Raw genomic sequence first — 25802 nt, forward strand, 5'->3', positions numbered from 1 at the left:
TACCCACCCGCGTCAAGCTCGGTCATCTCACGATGCGGTGAGACGGGCAAGGGCAGCCTGCATCTCATTCACCGGAATATCGATGAGATGCGGGCCTTCGGTGAACAGCAGAGCAGCCTCCACGCTCTTTCCAGGATAAAGCGGCTCCAGCAATTGCCGGTAGAGTGCCAGCTGCGCCACATAGGCGTCGGGCACTTCTTTCAGGTTGCGCGGCGCCGGGCGGTTGGTCTTGTAATCGACGATCAGCACACGGCTTTCGCTCACTGCAAGCCGGTCAATGACACCGGATACGGCATGATCCTTGCCGCGCAGATGCAACGTGCCCATGACTGCGATTTCGGCGAGGGAACCGGGCGCGAAGACTGGCGCGAAACGCGGATCGTCCATGACGGCGAATGCCGATTGCAGGGCGCTTTCGATTTCTTCCGGCTTCCAGTCAAAGGCAGCGCGGGAGAGATACCGGTCGGCGGCAGCGCGGCGCTGGGCGACGGGCAGATTGGGCAATGTCTGTAGCAGCGCATGGATGACCGTACCGCGCCGGATCGCGAAGGCGGGATCGGTGCCCTCCGCGCCGAGAACCGGCGAGCCGGTGACCAGTGGCTCTTCCTCTTCGGGCTCGATCAGAAGAGACACGCCGGACGGCGCCAGCGGGCGCGGCAACCCGGCCTCCCTTGCCATGGGCGCACGATACCGGGACGGGAAAGGCATTACCGATGCCACCGGCACCAACTCCGGCTCCTGCACCGGACCACCGGTCCGCGCGGTCTCGCGGTAACGTTTTGCGACGACACCCTCCACCGGATGATCGAACGGTTCGCTCACATCCGTCAGCGCCGCATCGACAAGACCGTGCCAGGTATCCGGAGACTGGCGGGCACCGCGGTAACCGCAAACGATCAGACGATCCTCCGCACGGGTCATGCCGACATAGAGCAGGCGGCGATACTCCTCTTCCGACCGTACTTTCAGACTATCGACGATGGAGCCGGTAAAGGCGGTAGCATAGGATTTGGACGGCACGAAAAGGAAGCCCTTGCCCTGCCATCCCTCTTCTTCTTTCATCGGGAACGACAGAAGATTGGGCGTTCGCCCGCCCGACGAAGCGGAACTGCCGGAATCAACCAGGAATACCACCGCAGCTTCAAGCCCTTTGGCCGCATGCACGGTCATGATGCGCACTTCATCGCGGCTCTGGTCGAGTTCGCGCTTGATCTCGGGCGTGGCGGCCTCGAGCGTTTCCAGAAAGGCCTGCAGTCCGGGAAGACCGGTCTTCTCCGTGGCAATGGCATAGTTCTGGAATTCGTCGATGACGTCGCCAGCCTCGTGCCCCAGCCGCGCCAGAAGCTCGCGCCGCGCACCGCCACTGCCAAGAATATCCGCGTAGAATTCGAACACCGGCACCGTATCGGCGCGGTTGCGCCACTCCTGCAGGCGCTTGGCGACGGCCGCCAGCGCAGGATCGCTCTTGGCCCGGATCGTCAGGCGCTGATGCAGGGTTTCGTTTTCCGCCCGCCCGTGTGCCAGATGGAAAAGCTGGTCATCGTCCCATTTGAAGATCGGGCTCTTGAGCAATGCCGCCAGCGACAGATCATCGGAGGGCAAGAGCATGAAACGGCCAAGTGCCATCAAATCCTTGACGGCGATGTGGTCCGTCAGTTTGAGCCGGTCAGCACCGGCCACCGGCACATGGCGCTTCTTCAACTCACGCGACAGGGCGGGCATGAACTGATCGCGCTTGCGCACAAGAACCATGATATCGCGCGCCTGCAGACGCCGGTTCTTGCCTTCGATGACCTCACCGTTCTTCAACCAGAGATCGATGGTCCTGGCGATCTGTTCGGCAAGACGAACCGGCGGCGCGGGAAGGCTGTCGACCGGCGTGCGCCAATCCTCCTCCTGTTCCGTGGTTTCAGGGGTCAGCATATCCCAGATCTGCACTTCACCGGGATCGCCGGACCGGATCGCCGTGTGGACAGTCGCGCCGTGATCGGCACCAAAGCCGCGATTGGCTTCAGGCCGCTTGAACACGGCATCCACCGCGGACAGCACGTCGGGCACGGAGCGGAAGGAGAAGTTCAGATTGACCCTGGAGAAACTCAGCTCGGCATTTTCGGCGTTTTTCTCGGTTGCCTTGCCATGGCGGGCGAAATCTTCCGGTATGGCGCCCTGAAACGAATAGATGGACTGCTTTTCATCACCCACGGCGAACAGGGTACGCCGGACATTGCGGGCGGTGCTGCCGGAGAAAAACTCCTCGCTGAGCAGGCGGATGACCCGCCACTGGTTGGGGCTGGTATCCTGCGCCTCATCGACCAGAATGTGATCAATGCCCTTGTCGAGCTTGTACTGCACCCATGGCCCGGCATCCTGCCGCGCCAGCAGCGCCACCGTGCGCACGATCAGATCATCGAAGTCGAGGAGGCCCCGCGCCCTTTTCATCTGCTGGTAACGGCCGATCAGATCGTCGATCAGCACGAGTGCCGACAGGGTGAGCCGGATCTGCCGCAGCTGCTTCAGGCGGTCCAGGCCGTTGAAAACCCTGTCCGCTGCCCGGTCATAGCGTTCGATGAAATCAGGAATGCGGTCGGTCACGCCCTTCGACGCGACATAGCTGCCGCTCTTGGGATCGCCTGTCGCTTTCAGAAACGCTGCCCGCAGCACCTCTTCACGCTGATCGATTTGATCATTCACCTTGGCAAACCGCAGCAGGAGCGCAAATTCCTGCGCCCGCGAAGCGCCCTTCGGCACCGCCATGATATCGTCCAGCACGCCCTGCGGGAATTCCGGAACCGGCCAGAGGGTGGACAGGATATCGTCTTCCGTCTCCGCGCCGGTAAAGCCAAACTGGGCAAAGAAGAGGGGACGCCGCAGCGCATCATGACCCACGTCACGAATGAACTGCGTCAGGTCATGGCGCTTGTTGACGGCTTCATCGAGCAGTTCCTGCAACCCGAATTCGCCGGCCGCGTCGAGGACATCGTTGAAGGCGGCCGCAAGCTCGACATTGCCGTCAAGCCGCGCTGTCTGGAGCAGCTGGCGGCGTGCTTCCCCCACCAGCGCCACCTGCATCATGTCGTCCATCAGTTCGAAATGACCGGCAATATTCGCTTCCAGCGGAAACTGATGCAGAATCGCCTCGCAGAAGGCGTGGATCGTCTGGATCTTCAGTCCCCCCGGCGTTTCCAATGCCCGGGCAAACAGGCGGCGTGCCTGCGCCAGCCGCGCGGGTCCGGGACGCTTGCCATCGATTTTCTCGATCGTCTGCGCCAGGGCCTCCTCATCCATGGTTGCCCAATCGGAAAGCCGGGCAAAGACACGGTTCTGCATGACGGCTGCTGCTGCCTTGGTATAGGTCAGACACAGTATTTTCGACGGATCGGTGCCGTCGAGCAGAAGGCGGATGACGCGCTCAGTCAGAACGTGTGTCTTGCCTGACCCAGCATTGGCGGACACCCAGACCGAATCCACCGGATTGGCGGCACTGTTCTGGTCGGCAATGGTTTCCCTGGGGATGTTGAGCGGCTTTTTCATTCCCCGCCCTCCCCGCCATCGTCAGCGCCGCCCGCCGACCATTCCAGCACCCGCGCGAGGTGATCGTAATCGCCAGTCAGATCGCTTTCCTTGAATGGCAGGGCGCGCGACAGATAACCCTTTTGCGGGTCATGATAGGCAACAAGCAGTTCATTCAAACGAAGCCATGCAAGCACACCCAGCTCAGGCGCAGTCTTTTCGCTCTTGCTGGCCGCTGTTCCCACCTTGAGGATCGATTCGGGATCCACCCTACCGTTTGGCCGCAAGCGCACATAGAGCAGATCCGAGGCCTGACGTGCACCAACTTCGTGAAAGGCACCGCGGGCGAGAAGCGCCGCTTCCAGTGCCAGCTGCGGCGAGAGCAGCACGTGGGCCTGTTTGCGCGAGGGGGTGGAACCCGTCTTGTAGTCAATGATTTCAACCGTGCCATCCCGCATCAGATCGACACGGTCGGCGCGGCCGGAAAGCGTAACGCCCGAGGCTTCGACCGGGATTTTCTTCGATGCGATTTCCGGATGGCGCTCGGCCAGCAACGGCGCCCGTTCGCGCTCCCATTGCAGGAACTCGGGCACGAGATTCAGGAAACGTGGCCACCACACCGCGTCGATTTCCTCTGGCAAGGCGATGTCATCGAAATAGCGCCGGCCAATCTCCGAAAGCCGGGCTGCCGCATCGGCACGAACCGGATCGATACCCTGTTCGGTAAAATGCGCCAGAATGTCGTGAAACAGCGAGCCCCGCTCCGCCGCATCGGGATCGCGGATCAGCGGCTCGATGGGACGCAGGCGCAGGATGCGCCGGGCGAAGATCGCGTAGGGATCGCGCCGCAGGGTTTCGATTTCCGTGACGGAAAAATGCTTTGGCCGCGCCTCGAGCGGCGGCTTTGGCTCCGGCCGTTTGACAAAGTCCTCATCCGGCGCATCGTCGATATCCCGGGCCCAATGCAGATATTGCGCACCTCGTGCGCGCAATTCATCACCGGCCTTCTTGCCAAGCACCGTTTCCAGCCGCTGCAGCCAGCGCGATGCAACGGTTGGCGCATTGGCCGAGCGCTGCGCCCGGCTGAGAATGACCCGCTCCATGCCGAGCGCCATCTGGAAATCATGCGCCGCAAGGCCGGTGCGCCGTTCCGGCGGTTCCAGGTTAATGACCGCTTTCATCGGCCGGGACATGAAGGGGTCGTTGCGGGTCTTGCCGGGCCAGGATCCCTCATTCAACCCGCCGATGATGACGGTATCGACGGTCTGCAGGCGCGCTTCCAGCGCCCCCCAGATGAACAGGCGCGGATGAGCGCCGGCCTTGGGTTTCACCACTTCACCCGCCATCAGGGCTTCAATCATTGCCGGCCATTCAACCGGCGTGAAATCGAGACCGGAATCGGCGGACACGAGATTGCGCAGAAAGGCGGCGAACTGTTCGCCGGCGGCTCCGGAATACAGTCCTGATATATCGCTCCTGTCATCGCGGACCAGATTTTCGAGGCTGGCAATCGTCGCCCGGACGATATCCGATATTTCCACGGATTCGACGACCTGCGTGAAGGCACTGAGCTCAAGCATACATTGCCCGAGCGCCGCGCAGACGGTCCGCGCGGCCTCAATCCGCTGCGCGGAAATCTGGCGCAGCCAGGCAGGCTCGAATGGAGCCGTACTGCCTTCGGCAAGACGCCGCTCGAAGAATTCAGCCAGTCCTGCCAGGGTCGCGCGTCCGGTGCCGCCGCGCAGGGCAATGACTTCAATGGTTTCTGCCGCCTGCCGGACGGCGTTGCGGTCCATGCCGAGCCGCGTCAGCGGATGTTTGAGCAAGGCCAGCAGCACGACAGGGTCACCCGGATTGAACACCGTTTCCAGGGTGAGGCGCAAGAGCGTTGCCGGCTGGGTTTCGCGCAGGGCATGACCGCCGGAATCATCGGCGGCAATGTTGAAACGCGCGAGTTCACTGGCCACACGTCGGGCGAGGTCCCGATCTGCCGTAATGAGTGCCGCCGTCTTGTCAGGCGCTTCGATGGCATCGCGCAGAGCGATCGCCACTGCGAGCGCTTCCTCACGCTCATTGGCTGCCTCGATCAGGGCGACGGGCGCGACCGCCGCAGAAAACGCGTTGCTTTCCCGGTTGATCGCACTCCACGCCTCGCTTGTTTCGGCAGGGCGCATGGCTTCCGCCAGCAGATGCTCGCGCGCGCGCTTCTGCGGGCTGACCGTGCCGAGACGGACAACGTCCTGGCGCAGGACGCCAAGCTCGGCCAGAAGCTTCCTCAGGCCGAATTGCGGATGTCCAAAGATGGACGGATTGTCCTGTGTGTTGGCCAGCACCTGCCAGCTCGGCTCATCCATGTCGCGATCAAGTCCCGGCAGGACCACCGCACCTTGCGGCAGGGCGGCGATTGCGCTGAGAAGATGTGCCGTGGCTGGGATCGAGCCGGTGGAACCCGCGGCGATGACCGGGCCATCGGGCGGGCTGCGCAGAAGCCGCTCTGCTTCCAGTTCAATCAGTTGATTGCGGTGGGCGGCGGGATTGGAGCGGTGCCGCTCATTGAGAATATCCGGCCAGAGACTGGTGACGATGTTGAGGAAATCCAATGTTACCTGCCACCACTCCGGCAGTTCCTCCGAAACAATGTTCGACAGCGTGCTCCAGCCACTTGCCTCGGTCTCCACCTGATCCATGAGCCCGGCCAGATCGCGCGCCAGCCAGATGGCATCCGCCGTGGTCGCCGGAATGGCGATATCCTCATTGCCGAACAGGGCGCGGACATGCTCCGGCAGGCGCTCCCGCCACGGCCGTACCAGCCGTGCAAGCAGAAGCAGCCGTTCTGTCGAACTGACCGGTGGCAGCAGATCGAAAAACGCGTCCGACCCCATATCGAACATCGCTGCATCTTCATCCACGTCACCGAGCGGGCGGATAACGGGGAGGATCGCGGATTTCACCGGACTCTTTTCGACAAGCAGCGAGCGCAGGGTCCGCGCCGCGCGGCGGGTCGGCACATAAATCGTCGCCCGGGCAAGCGCCAGCGGATCGGCAGGGTTGGCCGGAAAACCGGGAATGAGATTGCCGGACAGAACCGCGTCGACCAGAGCGGGAAGAAACGGATCTCCGGGAGCTATCGAGAAAATGCGTGGACTGTGGCGCTCAACCATGGGTCTCCTGCCCGAGGCCGGCAATCACGGCTTCCGCCTCTCCGATCGCCTCGGGCGTGCCGACAGTCAGCCAATGGCCCTGCATCGGCATCCCGAAGAGACGCCCGGCAGCGATGGCTTCATCGAAATAGCGATTGAGCGACGCGCGCGCCACCGGCTTTCCTTCAAAGAGACGCGGATGCGTGATCGCAGCCCCGGCATAAATATAGGGCGATGTGTCACCTTCGCGGAAGCGCTGCAGCCTTCCCTCGGCATCCAAGGTAAAATCGCCGCGGCCTTCATAGCCGGTCGCCTGATCCATGCGTGCCACCATCACTAGAATGTCCATTTTCGAAGCATCCCATGCTTCGGCGAGACGGACAAGATTGGGGCGGGGCCCGTCGATCCAGAATGTATCGGCGTTGAGAATGTAAAAGGCATCCTGACCTATCAGGGGCAGGGCTTTGACGATGCCGCCAGCCGAATCGAGCAGTTCAGTCCGCTCGTCCGATATGGCGATTGCCGGCGAGCGCCGCGATCCGAGATGCCGTTCCATCTGGTCGGCGAGATAATGAACATTGACCACCGCGCGGGCAACACCTGCCGCATTGAGAGCATCAAGTCCCCAATCGATCAATGATTTGCCGGCTATCCTTACCAATGGTTTTGGCATCGTATCGGTAATGGGACGCAAACGCTTTCCGAGGCCCGCAGCCAGAAGCATCGCCGTATCGGGTATCGTCATTCACTGCAGCTCCAGGGAAAGAAGGTCCATCTTTTCGCACCATTCGCGGACCGGCGCCAATGACGGATGGTCGAGAGCGCCGGCCAGATAAGCCTGGATGCGCGGAAGGTGCTTGAGATAATAGGGTTTGCCGTCGCGTTCATCCAGCCGCACAAAAATTCCCAGAATCTTGGCATTGCGCTGCGCCGCCATGATGGAAAAGGCCTCCAGGAAGGCGCTTTCATTGAAAGAACTGTCGCGGAACTGCCGTTCCTCGATATAAGCGGCCAGCAAATATTGCTGAAGTTCAGGCTCGACCGTTACGCGCGCATCGAGCACCAGAGACGCCACGTCATAGGCGGATGGGCCAATCATCGCATCCTGAAAATCGAGGAGCCCGACGCGGTCGATGCCGCTGGCCTCGCTGCGCCAGAGAATGTTGGGAGAATGGAAATCGCGCTGAACCAGGCTTTTTTCCGAAGACTGAAGCCGACTAAACACCTGATCCCAAGCGGCAACGTACGTTGCCTTCTGTTCCGGCGCCAGCCGGAAACCTGCCATCCGCGGAACATACCAATCCGACAGAAGTTCCACTTCGATCATCATGGCGTCGTGGTCGAAATCATGGATATGATGGGTATAGCCTTTGGCAATCTCGACGTCGCGCGCCCAGGAACGCTCATGCATGCGCGCCAGCAGCCGCACGGACGCCTCGTACCGTTCGACGATGGGGGCGCCATCCGCATCGAGTATGCCTTCATTTCCAAGATTCTCGAGCAACAGGAAGCCGTTGTCGAGATCGTCGGACATGATCTGCGGAACATAGAAGCCATTGGACCGCAAGAGATGATTGACGGCTACGAATGCCGTCACCGACTGGGAAAGATGGGCGATCTGCATATAGGTCTTGCCGTCGCGCAGGATCGGTCCGCCGGGATTATAGGGCGAGTTCATCAGGATCAGCGGACGTTCACAGCCGGTATCGATCGTCTCGTAGCCGCGTGCGGAGGCATCGCCAAGCAGATAGCGGCGGTCTGCATCGGTATATCCCGCGCGGCCAAGGAATGTGCGTATGGCGAGAGAGCGCTGCAGCCTTGCAAGGGCGGCGTCTTCCCCGTCAATCTCGACCGTGCGGCCATTGCCATCATGGAGCAGATTGATGCGGATTGCCGGCTTGGCCAGCACGTCATCGGCCCGCTCCGGCCACTCCACCAGAACTGCGCCGTCCTCCAGTGCTTCGTCCAGCCCAAGCTCGTCGATTTCTTCGCTGGAAGACAGCCGGTATAAATCCACGTGACTGATCGGCAAACGCAGTTCCGGATAGGATTGCACGATCGTGAAGGTGGGGCTTGGAACCTCATAGGCACTGTCGTTGGCTATAGTGCGGATCAGCCCGCGGGCCAGCGTCGATTTGCCGGCCCCCAGATCGCCGGACAGCGTGACAAGATCGCCCTTGACCAGAGCCAGCCCGATGTCCTGACCAAGCCGTTCCGTGTCTTCTGCCGTTGCAAGCTGGAGTGTCAGGGACGTCATGGGCGCCTTATTCAGCAGCGATGCTGAAGGTGCGTGCTTCCAGCGGGAACCGGCAGGTCACCAGCGTGCCCCTGCCCGCGGCGCTGCTGATATCGACCTTGCCGCCATGCAGCTCCACAAAGCCTTTGACGATGGAAAGACCAAGACCGGCACCGCGCTTGCGGCCACCGTTCGGATAGGGCTGGAACCGCTTGAAAATACTGTCGAGCACATAGTCCGGCATGCCGGGTCCGTTGTCCTGAACGCTGAAAACCATCTCATTGTGTTCCCGCCCGCAGGTCAGTGTGATCGTGCTGCCTTCGGGTGCATAATTGGCGGCATTGCTGAGCAGATTGGCGAGCACCTGCTTGACGCGGCTGGCATCGGCACGGAAAGAACCCGCGCCGGATGCAATGCGGGTGTCGAGCAGGATGTTATGCTCATTGAGGCGTTCGGCTACTTTTTCGGAGGCAGTGGCGACGGCATCGGCAACGGAGACGTCACTGATATCCAGCTCCATGATACCGGCATCGACCGTGGCAAGATCGAGAATATCATTGACGATGGTCAGCAGGACCGAGGACGATGTGCCGATATGGTCGAGATAATCGCGCTGACGCTCGTTGAGCGGGCCGGTCATCGGCGTCTGCAGCAGTTCGGTGAAGCCCATGATGTTGGTCAGCGGCGAACGCAGCTCGTAGGAGACATGCTGGACGAAATCGTTCTTCAGTTCATCCGTGCGCTCCAGCGCCTCGTTCTTTTCCTTCAGCGCCCGTTCAACCCGCACGGAATCCGTCACGTCGACGAAGGTCAGCATGGTCTGGCCGCTTGGCAGGGGCGCAGAGGCAAAATAAAGGATTTTTCCAGTCGTCAGCTCGACATGACCTGACAGGGACTCCCGTTTGTCGTCAAAGCCTGTGACGGTCGTCACAAAGCTTTCCCATTGGGTTGCATCGGAAACCGGCTCGCACAGGCGGCGGATGGCCGAGATATGCATGCCTTCGGCGACCTGTTCGGCTTTCAGTGACCAGAGCGATGCAAAGGCGGGATTGGACAGGCGAATCTTGCCATCGGAACCGAACACCGCCACACCTTCGGCCAGATGGTCCAGCGTCTGCCCCTGTACCTTGATCAGCGTGTTGTAGCGGCTTTCCAGCTGCAGCTTTTCCGTCAGGTTCTCGAAAACCCAGGTGACGCCGCCCTTGGGCTGCGGATTGACGATGACGCGCAAGGTGCGGCCGTCGGTCAGATGCCACAAATGTTCCTGTGATTCGACCGAATGATAGGCCGAAAGCATGGAATCCTTCCAGCGGCGCCAATCCGGCTGTTCCGGCAGCGTGCCATCGCTGCGGAAGCGGTCGAGCAGCATGGCATTGTCGGGCCGGCTTTCCAGCAGGGAGGTTTCCAGCCCCCACAGCTTGGCAAATGCCTGATTGAAGAATTGCAGCTTCCTGTTCGCATCGAACATGGCGACTGCCGAATTCAGCTGGTCCAGCGTGTCCGAGTGATTGAGGACGGTGCGCTTGAATTCCTCGCGCACCAGTTCAATGTCGCTGACATCATTGGCCAGACCGGCGGAACCGGCGCTGCTTGCGACATCCGTGACCCGGAACACGTGACGATCGCCGCCGACAACCGTCGACAGCTCATCATGGAAAGACCGGCTTGCCGCTTTCTCGCGCTCGATGCGCTCGCGTGCCTGCACCCCGAACAATTCGCGTGTCTCCGCCACGGCAACATGCACGTCACTGACATCAACCGCCTTGGCATAGGCCAAGTTGACCCAATTGAGCTTGCCGCTCCTGTCGCGGCTCCAGGCCGGCATTTCCAGTTGTTCCAACAGCCCCCGCAATGTGGTCAGGGCTTCGTTGAGCTGATAGTTTTCCGTCTTCAGCAGCGCCTGGGTGGCGCGCGCCTCGCCGAGGCTGATGAAACGAACAATGGCATAACCGCCGGACGTACGGCCCTGGACCTCCAGTGGCGTTCCCTTCGACGTCTCGACGACGATATCGAAGGCACGCGCCTTGCCGCGCAAAGCCTCGACAGAGCGATCCAGCAACGTTGCGGAATCAATGCGCAACCAGCGGCCAAAAGCCAGAAACAGCGAGCGGTCTTCGGGAACCCCGATTTCCTGCGGCAGGCTGCCGACGAGATTGGGCGTTGCAGAGTTGCCTTCCCATACAACCACCCGTTGATCCTTCAGATTGAGCAGCGCTTCGCCGCGCTGAACCGCGACATTGAGATCGGCGACCTTGTCGCGCAACTGGCGATTCTCGCTGGCAATGCGGCTGCGCTCGCGGATCAGCCAGCCCGCCGACAACAGGGCCGCGCCCATCGCGCCGAGGAACATGGCAAACTGGATGACTTCGAACGTGCCGAATGCAACCCCGAATGGGGTGTTGATCTTGCCAAGCGGATCATCGGCATGAGCAGCGGAAGACATGGCGCCAAGGATAGAAACACTCGAGCCGGCTCCCGCCAGCACAGTCCGCAGTTTCTTCAGCACCCGCTTTCCGCGTGTTGCCTCTTTCCCGCGAACATCCCCATCACCAATCTTCATATCAACCGTCGTCGCCCCATTCTGACAGATATCTCATGTTCCAACCCATCTGATTGATCCAACCATTTGGCCCATCTGGAAGAAAGCTATCCCGAATCACTACAATAAACCCTTGGCGAATCGACGGGAAGAACTCCGCGCAAAAAAGAAAGCCGAAGAATTTGTCAATCCTTCGGCTTCCATATATTGTGTGTACTGGTTAACAGATTAATATCTGTAGTGGTCCGACTTGAAAGGACCATTCGGTGTGACACCGATATAGGCAGCCTGTTCGTCCGAAAGGGTCGTCAATTTCGCACCAAGCTTATCGAGATGCAGGCGCGCGACCTTTTCGTCGAGATGCTTCGGCAGGACGTAGACCTCATTCTTGTACTGCTCGCCGCGGCTGTAGAGCTCGATCTGAGCCAGAACCTGGTTGGTGAACGATGCGGACATGACGAAGCTCGGATGTCCCGTTGCGTTGCCCAGATTGAGCAGACGACCTTCGGAGAGAAGCAGCATGCGCTTGCCGTCCGGGAACGAGATCATGTCGACCTGCGGCTTGATGTTGTTCCACTTGAGGTTGCGCAGTGCCGAGACCTGGATCTCGTTGTCGAAGTGACCGATGTTACCGACGATCACCATGTCCTTCATCTTGCGCATGTCATCGAGCTTGATGACATCCTTGTTGCCGGTCGTGGTGATGATGATGTCGGCGGTCGGTGCGGCATCTTCAAGCGTGACCACTTCGAAACCATCCATCGCAGCCTGCAGCGCGCAGATCGGATCAACTTCCGTGACCTTGACGCGTGCACCGGCACCGAGGAGCGACTGGGCCGAACCCTTGCCCACGTCACCGTAACCGCAAACCACGGCAACCTTGCCGGCCATCATGACGTCGGTAGCGCGGCGGATACCATCCACCAGCGATTCCTTGCAGCCATACTTGTTGTCGAACTTCGACTTGGTGACGCTGTCGTTGACGTTGATTGCCGGGAAAGGCAGGAGGCCCTTCTTCTGCAACTGGTACAGACGGTTCACACCGGTTGTCGTTTCTTCCGTGACACCCTTGATCGCATCGCGCTGCTTGGTGAAGAAACCAGGCGTTTCCTTCATACGCTTCTTGATCTGCGCAAAGAGGATCTCTTCTTCTTCGCTGCCCGGATTGGACAGAACGTCTTCACCGGCTTCGGCGCGCGCGCCGATCAGGATGTACATGGTGGCATCGCCGCCATCATCGAGGATCATGTTAGAAGGCTGGCCATCCGGCCACTGGAAAATCTTGTCGGTATAGGTCCAGTATTCTTCCAGCGTTTCGCCCTTGACGGCGAAAACCGGCGTTCCGGTGGCTGCGATTGCCGCTGCCGCGTGATCCTGGGTCGAGAAGATATTGCACGATGCCCAGCGCACGGTTGCGCCCAGGGCCTGCAGCGTTTCGATCAGGACCGCGGTCTGGATCGTCATATGAAGCGAACCGGTGATGCGCGCGCCCTTGAGCGGCTTGGACGTGCCAAACTCTTCGCGGCTGGCCATCAGGCCCGGCATTTCGGTTTCGGCGATTTCAATTTCCTTGCGGCCCCATGCGGCCAGCTCAAGGTCCTTGACTATAAAATCCTGTTTATCGGCCATCTGTTGTCAGCTCCGTCTTTGTTTTTCGGTCCAGCCGCCATTCCGAGGCGACCGGAGGTTGCTGTTGACTATCAGATTAGGGCGGAGCGCACAATGGGATATAAAGAAATCCTTATGCGTGCATATCCGAAGGGCGGTTGTTTTATTGCAATGGCAGCGAAACAGGACTGACAGGCAGGGCGATCCGCAGTTTTGCCAGCATCGCCCGGAATGCATCCAGCGTATATTCGGCGCTTTCGGTGGCAATGGCGATGGTGGTGCCGCTGCCCTGCGTCCCCACGCCGATGGTCTGCACGATCGCTTCGGCCGGATCCAGAAACCGGCAGGAAGGGCGGCTGGCCTCAAAATAGGAACGGAGCCACGGCAGGTGCGTGCTCGACAGCGTGAGCACGTCGATATCCGGATGGTTGCGAAAAACCGCGCCGAGGAAATCATCGACCTTTTGCCGGGTCGCGGCGGGATTGAACAGAAAGTCGCCATTCTCGACAAGGTCGACCATGGGCGAGGCATCGATCAGAGCGACGGCATCGGGATCACCGGTATGCCTGCCGACGAACTGCCGCAACTGCGGGCTTCCCGTCATCGACTGCACGCCCATGATGCCGACCTTGCCGGTTTGCGTCGCCGCAAGGGCTTCCGCCAGCGGCGGCACAACCCCAAAGAGGGGCACGTTCACCATGGATTTCAGGTCATCCATCACGGTTATCGACGGCACGTTCGACGCGACGACGATGGCCGAGGGCTCATGCGCCATCAAGAACCGCATCGTCCGGTCCATGACGGACAGCAACTCGCTGCGCGGTTTTCTCCCATAGGGAAAGCTGGCGCGATCGGCGAAATAGAGGATATCCTGCCTGGGAAGCCGCCGCCGGAGCAGATCGACAATGGCATAGCTGCCGATACCCGCATCAAAGACAGCAATCGGGCTGACGAGCGTCACATCAGGCTTCTTCGCCGAACTTATCGGCGATGAGTGCCCCGAGGGCTATCATCACATCGCTGGCCTGCCGGCCTGAAGCGCTGACCTTGATGCAGCAGCCCGGCGAGGCGGCGAGCATCATCAACCCCATGATGGAGGTTCCACCCACGGTCATGCCGTCCTTCTCGACGCGCACATGGGCGTCGTAACCATCGACGAGCTGGACGAACTTGGCGGAAGCACGCGCATGCAGCCCGCGTCGGTTGATGATCTCGAAAGATGCAACCAGCGCATTGTCCGGATCAAACGTGCCGGTCGTTTCTCCTGTCAGGCGCATGCGTGTTCAACCTCTATTTGGCTGTCAGCACCTGACTGGCCACATTGATGTATTTGCGTCCGGCATCCTGCCCCTCGCGCAGCGACGCCGCCATGTCATTGGTGACGCGTACACTCGACAGCTTGATCAGCATGGGCAGATTGACGCCGGCGATAACCTCGATTCGTCCTGATTCCATCACTGAAATGGCCAGATTGGAAGGAGTACCGCCAAACATATCTGTCAAAATGATGACGCCATTGCCGCTATCGGCACGCGCCACCGCATCGACAATGTCGCGCCTGCGTTGCTCCATATCATCATCGGCACCGATTGAGACGGTTTCCAAATATTCCTGCTGACCGACCACATGCTCAACAGCATGATGAAATTCCTCGGCCAGTCTTCCGTGCGTCACAAGCACGAGTCCGATCATTCTGAAACTGCTCCTGTTGCGCCAGCCCATTGGGTTTAGGCTTTTTTCTGCGCATTGAATGCCCCACTTGGCAGGTGTCGCATTTTGGCAGGACGAATCGCGAAGGCAAGCGGAAAAATGACTTGTGCGTGACTGTCAGTCATTTTATCGCAGGTCGTCGGTGCAACTTATTGAGTTACAACAATTATTTTTTCCATACCTGCTGAAACAGCCTGGCTTCGATGGCCCGGCAGGCGGCATCTATCTCCGATTTTGGCAGAATTAGATGCCCGATTGCGACGCCTTGCAGATGCGTTGCCGCATCTTCGCCAAACCGAACCGATTGGTTCGGTTCGACCAGATCAACCAGGAGATGGAGAATGGCACTTTCCTCGAAATCCGCCCGATGCAATCCAGAGCCGCGAACTTCCAATCCACCCCGCAAAATGCCGGGAGCCGTGCAGAGCAGACGCCCCGACTTAACCCGCACGGCGCATTGATCATCGCTGACCAGGGCGGCAAACATACCTCTGTAAGACGCGCGGTCCATCAGCGCCCGCACGATGGAGGATTTTCCCGAACCGGAGGCGCCACGGATGAGGACGCCATGCTCGCCCACAAGCACGGCACTCCCGTGGATCAATTCGCCTTCATCGTCTCGCATCAGATCTCGGCCGGGAGAACCGCGGTGAAGCGGGCACCGAGATAGTTGTCGGGATCATTGGGATCGATAATGTTCTCCGCGTTCAAGGTGCCGCCATGCGCCTCGATGATCTGGCGGCTGATGGAGAGTCCAAGGCCGGAGTTCTGGCCAAAAGCTTCGCCTGACGGGCGATCCGTGTAGAAACGCTCGAAAATGCGGTCGATCTGTTCGACGCGAATGCCCGGACCATTGTCTTCAACCAGAATGCGCACCCGGTCCCCCATATGCTGCAGCGAGACCGTGATAATGCCATGCTCTTCCGGCACGAACGAACGTGCATTCTCGATGAGATTGGAAACGACCTGGCCGAGACGCAGATCATGGCCAACCACGAAGAAGCCCTTCTTGTTGGTCGGCAGCTTGCCGACGACAAATTCGATCTGCGTATCCTTCTTGTTGCGCCGTACTTCGCGCGCAGCGGTCACGAGATTGCCCAGCAGGAACTTGAGATCGACATGTTCGGAATCTTCGCGTGCCAGCTCCGCATCGAGACGTGACGCATCGGAAATATCCGTGATCAAGCGATCCAGCCGACGCACATCGTGCTGGATCACATCCATCAGGCGCTTGCGCGAATCATCATTCCTGGCCAGCGGCAGCGTCTCCACGGCGCTTCGCAATGATGTCAGCGGGTTTTTCAATTCGTGGCTGACATCGGCGGCAAAGCTCTCGATCGATTCGATGCGGGCATAGAGCGCATTGGTCATGTCGCGGATGGAGGTGGAGAGATGGCCGATTTCGTCCTGGCGCTCGGAAAAATCCGGAATTTCCTCACGATTTTTCACGCCGTGACGCACGCGGTCCGCCGCCGCCGCAAGACGGCGCAGCGGATTGGCAATGGTCGATGCCAGAAACAATGAGAGAATGGCCATAACCAGCGCGGCGACGGTAAACACCCGGATAATGGCATAACGTTCGCCCTGCACGATCTTGTCGATATCGCCCCCCTCCGTGGAAAGCAGAAGCACCCCAAGAACAGCACGGAAGCGCTGGATCGGGACCGCAACCGAAACAATCTGCTCGCCCTTTTCCGTCATGCGCACGAAGGTGGCGGGCTGTCCCGTCAAGGCTTTCACAATTTCAGGAAAGGAAGCGCCATTGCCGCCGGGTTGTTCCTGATAGATCGGCAAATCGCTCCGGCGCAGCAGCCGGGTCATCCGGTTGGTCAACCGCTCGAGAAAACTGGGCTCATCGCCATCGATCGGCGGCAATTCGTATCGTAACACCTGCCCGCGGGAGTAGAGATGGCGTGAATCCAGCAAAAGATTCGAATCGCGGTCATAAATGCGTGCACGGGTGCGGGTTGGCTGGATCAGCTGGCGTAGGACAGGGGCCACGCGCTCGGGATTGATGGGAAAATCGAGATTATCCAGCACATCGGGCGACGGCGTTATGCTCTGTCCAGCCTGCAATTCCAGCAATTTTTCAGGGTCGACGGTGATGGAATTCGTATCGACCGTCGCTTCCGACGCGATGGCCGCCGCGATGATCTCGCCCTGCGTCATCAGGCTTTCAACGCGGGCATCGATCAGCCCGTCACGGAACTGATTGAGATACATGATGCCGGACAAAAGCACGGCAAGACCCGCAAGGTTGAGAAAGAGAATGCGGCGGGTCAGGCTGGAAAACAGGTAATTGCCGAAGAGCCGATTGAGCGGCTGCAGCAACCGCCTCAAGGCGAGCGAACGCTTCCGGCGCATGACGGCGCTCTTGCGCGTAACATTGCTGCCTTGGAGTCCGGCTACCATTTCTGCCTCAGAGTATCGTAAATTGGGCTGTCTCATCGCATTCAAAATGCGCTGAGACAATCTTATTGTACTGCGGATCACGCATGGTTGACATTCCTACGCGTGATCTCCGGCCCATTTATACGCAAACAACAGGAACAATCAGAATCAAGTTTCGCGGAAGCGATACCCGACACCATAGAGTGTTTCGATCATATCGAAGTCATCGTCGACGACCTTGAACTTCTTGCGCAGGCGCTTGATGTGGCTGTCGATGGTCCGGTCATCCACATAGACCTGTTCGTCATAGGCTGCATCCATCAGCGCATCACGGCTTTTGACGACGCCCGGGCGCTGCGCCAGGGAATGGAGGATAAGGAACTCGGTGACCGTCAGGGTCACCGGCTCGCCCATCCAGGTGCAGGTATGCCGTTCCTGGTCCATGACAAGCTGACCGCGCTCCAGCGACTTGGCCTGAGGGCTGCCAGGCTTTGCCACACCTTCGCGCGCAGCGACCCGGCGCAGCACCGCCTTGACGCGCTCGACCAGAAGCCGCTGCGAGAACGGCTTTGTAATGAAGTCATCGGCGCCCATCTTGAGGCCGAACAGCTCGTCGATCTCGTCATCCTTGGATGTCAGGAAGATCACCGGCAAATCGGATTTCTGGCGCAGGCGACGCAGGAGTTCCATACCGTCCATCCGCGGCATCTTGATATCGAAAATGGCCAGATTGGGCGGACGTGCCATCAACCCATCGAGTGCAGACGCGCCATCGGTGTAGGTCTCGACGCGGTAACCTTCCGATTCAAGCGCGATCGATACGGACGTCAGAATGTTGCGATCGTCATCAACGAGCGCAATGGTCTGCATTGCGGGTACTTCCCTCATGCCCTGCTTTTCCTTGTTTAAAAGGTTAAATCCGACCGTGCTTGTGCCGGACAAATTGGGTACAAAATGTGGCACAGATCAAAACTCGTGTCACCCTTTGTGATTTCCGCATGACGGCCGCAGGCAATTGCGCGCTTTGGATGCATTTGGTTTCTGGCCCTTGGCGATCAATTGCCATGACAGTGCTGTTCGTCGTAAACATTCCACCCGCTCGACTTCAAAGGAGGTGCGCATGGACCGATTCACCGGTGGTTGCCTGTGCGGCAACGTTCGGTTTGTAGCGTCAGGGCTCCCATACCGGGTTGGCCTTTGTCACTGTCTCGACTGCCGCAAACATCATGGAGCCCTTTTTCATGCGTCAGCGATTTTCCCCCGGGATGCGGTGATGATCGACGGTGAAACGCGCGACTACGCCGGGCGGTTTTTCTGTCCTCGCTGCGGCTCGTCCATATTTGCGTGCACCGCAGACGAAATCGAAGTGAACCTCGGCTCACTGGATGCCCCCGACCAACTGAAGCCTACCTATGAACTCTGGACCGTCCGTCGCGAGTCCTGGTTGCCGCCATTTCCGCTTGCGAAACGATACGACCGCGATCGTGACACAGCGAGCCGTTTCGAGGAATAGGTCGCACGACCGGTGCGCGGACGAAACCAGCGGCAGCGCTGACCTGTGGATTTTGTCGCTTTAAAACGATTTAAAAGAAATTTAAATTCTTTAAATCGATTAAACATTTGATACTGCTCATTTTTTCTGCTTTTGACCAGATGTAACCGCATTCATGCTGGAAGATGCATGAGGCGGCACATCTGAATTCGACCCCTGAACCTTCTTAAACAACGGCGGACACATGACTAGAGAGACCGGTATCCATAACGCGGCGATCGCGCTCGGCACCTCAGGCTTGAAGGAGCTTTCGGCGGTCTATTATAATTTCGGGGCCGCTGAGCTCTATGAGGAGACATTGCGGCGCGGCGAAGCGCAGCTGACAGCACAGGGAGCGCTAGTCGCAAGAACAGGCCAGCACACCGGCCGCTCGCCGAAGGACAAGTTTGTCGTGCGCGATGCATCGACGGAAAATCACGTCTGGTGGGACAACAACGCCCCGATGACCCCGGAAGCTTTCGCCCTGCTCTATGCGGATTTTGCCGAGCATGCCAAAGGCAAGGAAGTGTTCGTCCAGGACCTCATCGGCGGTGCGGACACTGATTACAGCCTGAACACGCGCGTTATCACCGAATTCGCCTGGCATTCGCTGTTCATCCGCAATCTTCTGATCCGGCCGGATCGCGATGCGCTGGCAAGTTTCGTACCCAAGATGACGATTATCGACCTGCCGTCGTTCCGCGCCGACCCCAAGCGGCATGGAACACGCACGGAAACGGTCATTGCCGTCGACCTGACGCGGATGATCGTTCTCATCGGCGGTTCGGCCTATGCCGGCGAAATGAAGAAATCGGTTTTCACCGCGCTGAACTATCTCCTGCCTGCAAAGGGCGTTATGCCCATGCACTGCTCGGCCAATGAAGGTCCGGCTGGCGATACAGCGGTCTTTTTCGGTCTTTCCGGCACCGGCAAAACAACACTTTCGGCTGATCCGTCGCGGACATTGATCGGCGATGACGAACACGGCTGGGGTGAGCACGGCGTTTTCAACTTCGAGGGCGGCTGCTATGCCAAGACAATCCGCCTTTCGGCCGAAGCCGAACCGGAAATCTACGCAACGACGCAGCGTTTCGGTACGGTGCTTGAAAATGTCGTGCTTGATGAAAACCGGGTTCCGGATTTCAACGATGGCTCCCTGACTGAAAACACCCGCTGCGCCTATCCCTTGGATTTCATTCCGAATGCATCCAAGACCGGCAAGGCAAGCCATCCGAAGAACATCATTATGCTGACGGCGGATGCTTTCGGCGTCATGCCGCCCATTGCCAAGCTGACCCCGGCACAGGCCATGTACCACTTCCTGTCCGGCTACACGGCAAAGGTCGCCGGTACGGAGCGCGGTGTAACGGAACCCGAAGCCACCTTCTCGACCTGCTTCGGTGCGCCGTTCATGCCGCGCCACCCCTCCGAATATGGCAATCTGCTGCGTCAGCTCATCGCCGAACATGGGGTGGACTGCTGGCTGGTGAACACCGGATGGACCGGCGGCGCCTATGGCACAGGCAAGCGCATGCCCATCAAGGCAACCCGCGCACTTCTGACCGCAGCACTCGACGGTTCGCTTAAAGGCGCCGAGTTCCGCACCGATCCGAACTTCGGTTTTGCCGTGCCTGTGGCGGTTCCAGGCGTGGACGAAGCCATTCTCGATCCGCGCTCGACCTGGGCAGACAAGCAGGCCTATGACTTGCAGGCCAAGAAACTGGTTGACATGTTCGTCATCAATTTCGGCAAATTTGAAAGCCACGTCGATAGCGATATCCGCGCTGCGGCGCCGCACACGCCGGTTGCTGCCGAATAATCCAACGCCCATTGCGCAATCTAGGCCCCGCTGTTTACCTGCGGGGCCTTTTGCTTTTCCATGTCTGGAAAGAACCTTTCCGCCCGGAAAAGATTAGGGTACCAATCCCCCATGGACGAGAACCGCAACCAAATCAAAATCACCAACCGGATCTTCATTCATGAGGATGATCTGGAGGAGAGTTTTATTCGTTCGGCAGGTCCCGGCGGCCAGAACGTCAACAAGGTCTCAACCGCCGTGCAGCTGCGTTTTTTTGCGGCACGGGCTGGATTGCCCGAGGATGTACTGGCGCGGCTGCTGAAACTGGCCGGGCAGAGAGGCACCAAGGACGGCGATGTGCTTATCGAGGCCAGCCGCTTTCGCACGCAGGAGCGCAACCGGGAAGATGCGCGCGAGCGCATGGTCGCATTGATCGCCAAAGCGGCAGAACCGCCACCGCCGCCACGCAAGAAAACCAGGCCGACAAAAGGATCCGTCGAGCGCCGTCTCAAAGTAAAAGCAGGACGATCCGATGTGAAAAAGATGCGCGGACGGGTCAAAGGAGATTAGGGTCAGGAACAGAACGTGAGCGACTGTCGTTATTCTTTGCTTTTCAAGATCGATGGGGAATGTAACAACGCTATTCGTCGGTTTGAACAATCAACAAGGAGAGCCAGACATGGGACTATTCGATTTTGTTAAATCAGTCGGCAAGAAAGTCGGCATCGGCAATGACGAGCCACAGGCGGGCGATTTAAAGAAAGAGCTCGATTCGCACAATCTTGGAACGGACAAAGTTGACGTCGTCATCGAAGGTGACAAGGCTATCCTCAAGGGCAGCGTTACCAACCAGGAAATTCTGGAGAAGGCCATCATTGCCGTTGGCAATTCGCTGGGCATTTCCAAAGTCGACACGGGTGCGTTGACCGTTGACAACACAACCACCGGTTCTGTGGCCAAGGATCCCGTCTTCTACACGGTCAAGAGCGGCGACAATTTGTGGAAGATCGCGGAAGCGGTCTATGGCAAAGGCAAGGGCGTGAAGAACACTGCGATCTTCGAAGCCAACAAACCCATGCTGACCAGCCCGGACAAGATTTATCCCGGCCAGGTTCTGCGTATTCCGTCCATCGACTGATCGCGCCGGTTTCATGCAAAGACCCGGCTTGTCCATAAGTCCGGGTCTTTGCCTCCCTCCTGTCAGGTAATGTCATGCTCCAGCTTGCGCCCGGCATTCGCTACTTCCCGGACTATCTCGACCTGACCGAACAGGCGGCCCTTGTGGACGAAATCAGGTCCATCGTTGCCGAGGCCCCGCTTTATATTCCTGCCATGCCGAAAACCGGCAAGGAAATGAGCGTGCGGATGACCAATTGCGGCGCGCTCGGTTGGGTAACGGACAAGGAACGGGGTTACCGCTATCAGGCCGTTCACCCTGTCACGCAAAAGCCCTGGCCCGCCATTCCGTCACGCCTGCTGACCCTCTGGGAGAAGGTCGGAAACTACCCGCTGGCTCCGGAAGCCTGCCTCGTGAATTTTTACGCCGAAACGGCGAAGATGGGATTGCATCAGGATCGCGATGAGCAGAATTTCTCCGCCCCGGTTGTCTCCATATCCCTTGGAGACAGCTGCCTCTTCCGCTTCGGCGGCGTGCAACGCAGCGAGAAGACCCAATCCATCCGCTTGAAAAGCGGCGATGTCATCGTGCTGGGAGATGAAGGCCGGCTGGCCTTCCACGGTGTTGACCGGATCTATCCCGGCACGTCGACGCTGCTGAAAGCCCCGGGCCGGATCAACCTGACATTGCGGCGGGTCACAGCTTCCTGAGCGCCACTTCCTCGATGAGGTGATTGCCACCCTTGCGCAAGATCAGGTCAGCGCGCGGCCGGGTCGGCAGGATGTTTTCCTTCAGGTTCTTCAGATTGATGCTGGTCCAAAGGTTTTCGGCAATGGCGAGAGCCGAATCATCCGAGATCGTGGAATAGCGATGGAAGAAGGAGCTGGGATCCTTGAACGCGGTTTCGCGCAACCGCATGAAACGGTTGATGTACCATTTGTGGATCTGATTTTCGTCCGCGTCGATATAGATCGAGAAGTCGAAGAAATCCGAAACGAACGGCACCATCTTGCCGTCTTCCGGCAGGTCGCGGACCTGCAGCACATTGATACCTTCGAAAATCAGGATGTCGGGAGCATCAACGGTTTGGTATTTACCCTGCAGCACATCATAGGTCAGATGTGAGTAGAGCGGCGCATTGACATTGCGCTGACCGGCCTTGATCTGCGACAGAAAGCGCAAAAGCATGCCGACATCATAGCTTTCGGGAAAACCCTTGCGCTCCATCAGGCCCTTTGAGCGCAAAACCTCGTTCGGGTAGAGAAACCCGTCCGTTGTCACCAGATCGACCTTGGGGCTCGAGGGCCAGCGGGCAAGCAGTTCCTTCAGAATGCGGGCCGTCGTCGATTTTCCCACGGCAACGGATCCGGCAATGCCGATGATGAACGGCGTCTTGAAAGCGTCACCGGTGTTGAGGAACTGCCGCCGCTGATAGAACAACAGCTGGCTTGCCTCCACATGGGCCGACAAAAGCCGCGACAGCGAGAGGTAAATCCGGTTCACCTCGTCAAGATCGATGGGGTCGCCGAGCGACCGCAGGCGCTTGACCTCGTCATAGGTCAGCGTCATCGGTGTGTCGGCACGAAACTCCGCCCAGCGCTCCGCGCTGAAAAACCGGTAGGGTGAAAATTCGCTGGGTGCCAACTGATCCATGACGTCCCCATCCCTTTGCCGTTCAAACGCCTGTGATTTAAACATGGATGCGCTCAACCATGGCCACGGGCGGCTTTTTCTTCAAGTCCGGTCTGTGCCGTACGCCGTTCGAGCTCCGCCAGGACGTCATCAAGCCTGACGCCGGAAAGTCCAAGAACAACAAGAAGATGATAGAGCAAATCGGCGCTTTCCGAAACAACACCTTGCGTGTCGCCGGATACGGCGGCGATAACGGTTTCAACCGCCTCTTCGCCCAGCTTCTGGCTCGCCTTCCCGATGCCCTTGGCATAGAGGCTGGCGGTATAGGACTTGGTATCCGACGAGGCCGCGCGTTGCGCGACGATCCGTTCCAGATCCGCAAGAGTGAAGCTTGTCATCACGCAACTCCGGTGAATGGGCGAATGGGGTCAAGCCGCATCGGGATGCCGGCCGCGGCCATATGGGCTTTCGCCTCGCCAATCGTGTAGGTACCAAAATGGAAGATGGATGCGGCGAGCACGGCGGTGGCATGGCCTTCGAGAATGCCTTCGACCATGTGATCGAGATTGCCGACACCTCCAGACGCGATTACGGGCACGCGCACCGCATCGGCGACAGCCCGGGTCACCGGAATGTCGTAGCCGATCTTGGAACCATCGCGATCCATCGATGTCAGAAGGATTTCGCCGGCACCGAGATCGACCACCTTGCGGGCAAACTCAATCGCGTCGATGCCTGTTGCCTGCCGGCCGCCATGGGTGAAAATCTCCCAGCGATCGGTCTCACCCGGCTTCGATACTTTCTTGGCGTCAATTGCCACGACAATGCACTGGTTGCCGAACTTGTCCGCAGCCTCGGCGATGAATTCAGGGTTCTTCACCGCTGCGGTATTGATCGAGACCTTGTCCGCACCGGCAAGCAGCAGCTTGCGGATGTCGGCAACCGTGCGCACACCGCCGCCGACGGTCAGCGGCATGAAGCACTGTTCGGCCGTGCGCGCGACAACGTCAAAGATGGTTTCGCGGTTGTCGGACGAGGCCGTGATGTCGAGGAAGCAAAGCTCATCGGCACCGGCGGCGTCATAGGCCCTGGCCGCTTCGACGGGATCGCCGGCATCGATAAGATCGACAAAGTTCACGCCTTTGACGACACGTCCGTCCTTCACGTCGAGACAGGGAATAACACGGGCTTTAAGGGTCATGCGGCGCGCTCCCTGGCTTCCCGCAACACCGCCAGGGCCTCATGCGGATCGATGCGCCCATCATACAGAGCCCGGCCGGAAATGGCCCCTTCCAGCTTGCGGGCATCCGGCATGGTCATGCGGACGATATCGGCGATGGAAGCAAGACCGCCTGACGCAATCACCGGTATCGACACCGCTTCGGCCAGTTGCAGCGTCGATTCCCAGTTTATTCCAGCCAGGACACCATCGCGGTCAATATCGGTGTAGATGATTGCCGCGACCCCTGCCCCTTCGAATTTCCGCGCCAACTCGACAACACCCAGGGTGGAGGCTTCAGCCCAGCCCTCAACTGCCACCTTGCCGCCCTTGGCATCGATACCAACGGCCACCTTTCCGGGAAACCTCTTGCACGCTTCGATCACGAGCGCCGGGTCGCGCACCGCGACCGTCCCGAGAATGACGCGGGAGAGCCCCTTGGCCAGCCAGTTTTCGATGTGGTCCAGGGTGCGGATGCCGCCGCCGAGCTGAACGGGATTTTTCGTTGCCTTGAGAATGGATTCGACTGCCGCACCATTGACGGACTGGCCGGCGAAAGCGCCATTCAGATCAACCACGTGCAGCCATTCAAACCCTTGATCTTCAAAGGATTTTGCCTGCGCGGCCGGATCTTCGTTGTAAACGGTCGCCTGCTCCATATCACCGAGCTTCAGCCGCACGCACTGGCCATCTTTCAGATCAATCGCGGGAAACAAAATCATGGCTGCCACCTCAGAAAATTGGCGATGAGAGCGAGCCCAAGAGCCTGGCTCTTTTCCGGATGAAACTGCGTGCCAGCCATATTGTCATTGGCAACGGCGGCCGTTACAGGCCCGCCGTAATCGGTCACTGCCAGTACATCATTCTCGATTTCAGCGTCGAGAAAATAGGAATGCACGAAATAGGCATGCAGCCCATCCGAGCCGGTCTTGATTCCGTCAAACAGCGGGTGCGGCCTGGTGAGCCGAAGGGTGTTCCAGCCGATCTGCGGAATTTTCAGCGTAGGATCGGACGGGACCATTTCGCGGACATCGCCCTTGATCCAGTCGAAACCGGTAGAGACGGTCTTTTCCAGCCCGCGCGACGACATGAGCTGCATGCCGACGCAAATGCCGAGAAACGGTCGTGCCTTCTCCACCGCAACCTCATGGATCGCTTCAGGCATGCCCGGCACCGCATGCAGCCCGCGGCGGCAATCCGCATAGGCGCCAACCCCCGGTAAGACAATGCGATCGGCGGTACGGACCCGTTCGGCGTCGGCGGTCAAATCGATGGTGGCAGCGATACCGCTTTCCCGCGCCGCCCGTTCAAACGCTTTCGTGGCAGAGCGGAGATTGCCCGACCCGTAATCTATGATGGCAACACGCATGG

The 25802-nt window shown here is 59.2% G+C and carries 22 protein-coding genes; 5 read left to right on the forward strand and 17 right to left on the reverse strand.

Annotated elements, in window-relative coordinates:
- Window positions 1–27 precede the first annotated feature (27 nt).
- The 12 genes from addA to ACIQWS_RS13215 form a co-directional block, all read right to left on the reverse strand.
- On the reverse strand, window positions 28–3531 hold the full coding sequence (addA, locus tag ACIQWS_RS13160) for a double-strand break repair helicase AddA (RefSeq protein ID WP_403179729.1): 3504 nt from the start codon (window positions 3529–3531) through the stop codon (window positions 28–30).
- Entirely contained in the window at window positions 3528–6671 is a 3144-nt protein-coding gene (gene addB, locus ACIQWS_RS13165) for a double-strand break repair protein AddB (protein WP_403179734.1), read from the reverse strand. Before addB ends, addA begins: the two co-directional genes overlap by 4 nt.
- Window positions 6664–7395 (reverse strand): nucleotidyltransferase family protein, encoded by a 732-nt coding sequence (locus ACIQWS_RS13170; RefSeq protein ID WP_403179737.1) that lies wholly within the window; start codon window positions 7393–7395, stop codon window positions 6664–6666. Before ACIQWS_RS13170 ends, addB begins: the two co-directional genes overlap by 8 nt.
- The gene (tsaE, locus tag ACIQWS_RS13175) at window positions 7396–8907 is read right to left on the reverse strand and encodes a tRNA (adenosine(37)-N6)-threonylcarbamoyltransferase complex ATPase subunit type 1 TsaE (RefSeq protein ID WP_403179739.1); all 1512 of its coding nucleotides are present in this window, start codon (window positions 8905–8907) and stop codon (window positions 7396–7398) included.
- 7 nt (window positions 8908–8914) lie between these two features.
- Complete coding sequence (locus ACIQWS_RS13180) at window positions 8915–11446, reverse strand: ATP-binding protein (RefSeq protein WP_403179744.1); 2532 nt, start codon at window positions 11444–11446, stop codon at window positions 8915–8917.
- 207 nt (window positions 11447–11653) lie between these two features.
- Window positions 11654–13054, reverse strand: a complete 1401-nt coding sequence (gene ahcY, locus ACIQWS_RS13185) for an adenosylhomocysteinase (RefSeq protein WP_223613974.1) — start codon at window positions 13052–13054, stop codon at window positions 11654–11656.
- Window positions 13055–13196: 142 nt separating this feature from the next.
- Complete coding sequence (locus ACIQWS_RS13190; protein ID WP_403179750.1) at window positions 13197–13994, reverse strand: glutamate racemase; 798 nt, start codon at window positions 13992–13994, stop codon at window positions 13197–13199.
- A gap of 1 nt (window position 13995) precedes the next feature.
- On the reverse strand, window positions 13996–14310 hold the full coding sequence (locus tag ACIQWS_RS13195) for an HPr family phosphocarrier protein (RefSeq protein ID WP_403179753.1): 315 nt from the start codon (window positions 14308–14310) through the stop codon (window positions 13996–13998).
- Window positions 14311–14323: 13 nt separating this feature from the next.
- Entirely contained in the window at window positions 14324–14725 is a 402-nt protein-coding gene (locus ACIQWS_RS13200) for a PTS sugar transporter subunit IIA (protein ID WP_091879322.1), read from the reverse strand.
- A gap of 184 nt (window positions 14726–14909) precedes the next feature.
- Window positions 14910–15368: an HPr kinase/phosphatase C-terminal domain-containing protein gene (locus ACIQWS_RS13205; RefSeq protein WP_346306557.1), complete on the reverse strand. Its 459-nt coding sequence runs from the start codon at window positions 15366–15368 to the stop codon at window positions 14910–14912.
- Window positions 15368–17155: a stimulus-sensing domain-containing protein gene (locus ACIQWS_RS13210; RefSeq protein ID WP_403179758.1), complete on the reverse strand. Its 1788-nt coding sequence runs from the start codon at window positions 17153–17155 to the stop codon at window positions 15368–15370. Before ACIQWS_RS13210 ends, ACIQWS_RS13205 begins: the two co-directional genes overlap by 1 nt.
- A 147-nt stretch (window positions 17156–17302) precedes the next feature.
- Window positions 17303–18022 carry a response regulator transcription factor gene (locus tag ACIQWS_RS13215; protein WP_288191879.1) on the reverse strand — a complete coding sequence of 240 codons (720 nt, stop codon included), beginning with the start codon at window positions 18020–18022 and terminating at the stop codon, window positions 17303–17305.
- Window positions 18023–18254: 232 nt separating this feature from the next.
- Between ACIQWS_RS13215 and ACIQWS_RS13220 the strand changes: the two genes are divergently transcribed.
- From ACIQWS_RS13220 to ACIQWS_RS13240, 5 genes are all read left to right on the forward strand, one after another.
- Window positions 18255–18647 (forward strand): GFA family protein, encoded by a 393-nt coding sequence (locus tag ACIQWS_RS13220; protein ID WP_403179763.1) that lies wholly within the window; start codon window positions 18255–18257, stop codon window positions 18645–18647.
- Window positions 18648–18870: 223 nt separating this feature from the next.
- Complete coding sequence (locus ACIQWS_RS13225; RefSeq protein WP_403179766.1) at window positions 18871–20484, forward strand: phosphoenolpyruvate carboxykinase; 1614 nt, start codon at window positions 18871–18873, stop codon at window positions 20482–20484.
- Window positions 20485–20595: 111 nt separating this feature from the next.
- Window positions 20596–21033 carry an alternative ribosome rescue aminoacyl-tRNA hydrolase ArfB gene (arfB, locus tag ACIQWS_RS13230; RefSeq protein WP_392082891.1) on the forward strand — a complete coding sequence of 146 codons (438 nt, stop codon included), beginning with the start codon at window positions 20596–20598 and terminating at the stop codon, window positions 21031–21033.
- A 109-nt stretch (window positions 21034–21142) separates the two neighbouring features.
- Window positions 21143–21601, forward strand: a complete 459-nt coding sequence (gene lysM, locus ACIQWS_RS13235; RefSeq protein WP_346305553.1) for a peptidoglycan-binding protein LysM — start codon at window positions 21143–21145, stop codon at window positions 21599–21601.
- A gap of 74 nt (window positions 21602–21675) precedes the next feature.
- Window positions 21676–22290, forward strand: coding sequence for an alpha-ketoglutarate-dependent dioxygenase AlkB family protein (locus ACIQWS_RS13240; protein WP_403179772.1), 615 nt, complete (start codon window positions 21676–21678; stop codon window positions 22288–22290).
- On the opposite strand, the gene coaA is transcribed toward ACIQWS_RS13240, so the two are convergent.
- Genes coaA through hisH form a run of 5 tightly spaced genes read right to left on the reverse strand, consistent with a single transcriptional unit; the run spans window position 22277 to window position 25800 of the window.
- Window positions 22277–23233: a type I pantothenate kinase gene (coaA, locus tag ACIQWS_RS13245; protein ID WP_105734125.1), complete on the reverse strand. Its 957-nt coding sequence runs from the start codon at window positions 23231–23233 to the stop codon at window positions 22277–22279. The two genes, ACIQWS_RS13240 and coaA, sit on opposite strands and share 14 nt — an antisense overlap.
- Before the next feature lie 53 nt (window positions 23234–23286).
- Window positions 23287–23610: a phosphoribosyl-ATP diphosphatase gene (locus ACIQWS_RS13250; RefSeq protein WP_223613964.1), complete on the reverse strand. Its 324-nt coding sequence runs from the start codon at window positions 23608–23610 to the stop codon at window positions 23287–23289.
- Window positions 23610–24413: an imidazole glycerol phosphate synthase subunit HisF gene (gene hisF, locus ACIQWS_RS13255; RefSeq protein WP_346305555.1), complete on the reverse strand. Its 804-nt coding sequence runs from the start codon at window positions 24411–24413 to the stop codon at window positions 23610–23612. The genes ACIQWS_RS13250 and hisF overlap by 1 nt, the downstream gene beginning before the upstream one ends.
- On the reverse strand, window positions 24410–25153 hold the full coding sequence (gene hisA, locus ACIQWS_RS13260; RefSeq protein WP_403179779.1) for a 1-(5-phosphoribosyl)-5-[(5-phosphoribosylamino)methylideneamino]imidazole-4-carboxamide isomerase: 744 nt from the start codon (window positions 25151–25153) through the stop codon (window positions 24410–24412). The genes hisF and hisA overlap by 4 nt, the downstream gene beginning before the upstream one ends.
- Window positions 25150–25800, reverse strand: a complete 651-nt coding sequence (hisH, locus tag ACIQWS_RS13265) for an imidazole glycerol phosphate synthase subunit HisH (RefSeq protein WP_346305557.1) — start codon at window positions 25798–25800, stop codon at window positions 25150–25152. The genes hisA and hisH overlap by 4 nt, the downstream gene beginning before the upstream one ends.
- Window positions 25801–25802: the final 2 nt, after the last annotated feature.

Origin of the sequence: Phyllobacterium sp. NPDC097923 (assembly GCF_044760925.1) — a bacterium.
GTDB lineage: Bacteria > Pseudomonadota > Alphaproteobacteria > Rhizobiales > Rhizobiaceae > Phyllobacterium > Phyllobacterium calauticae.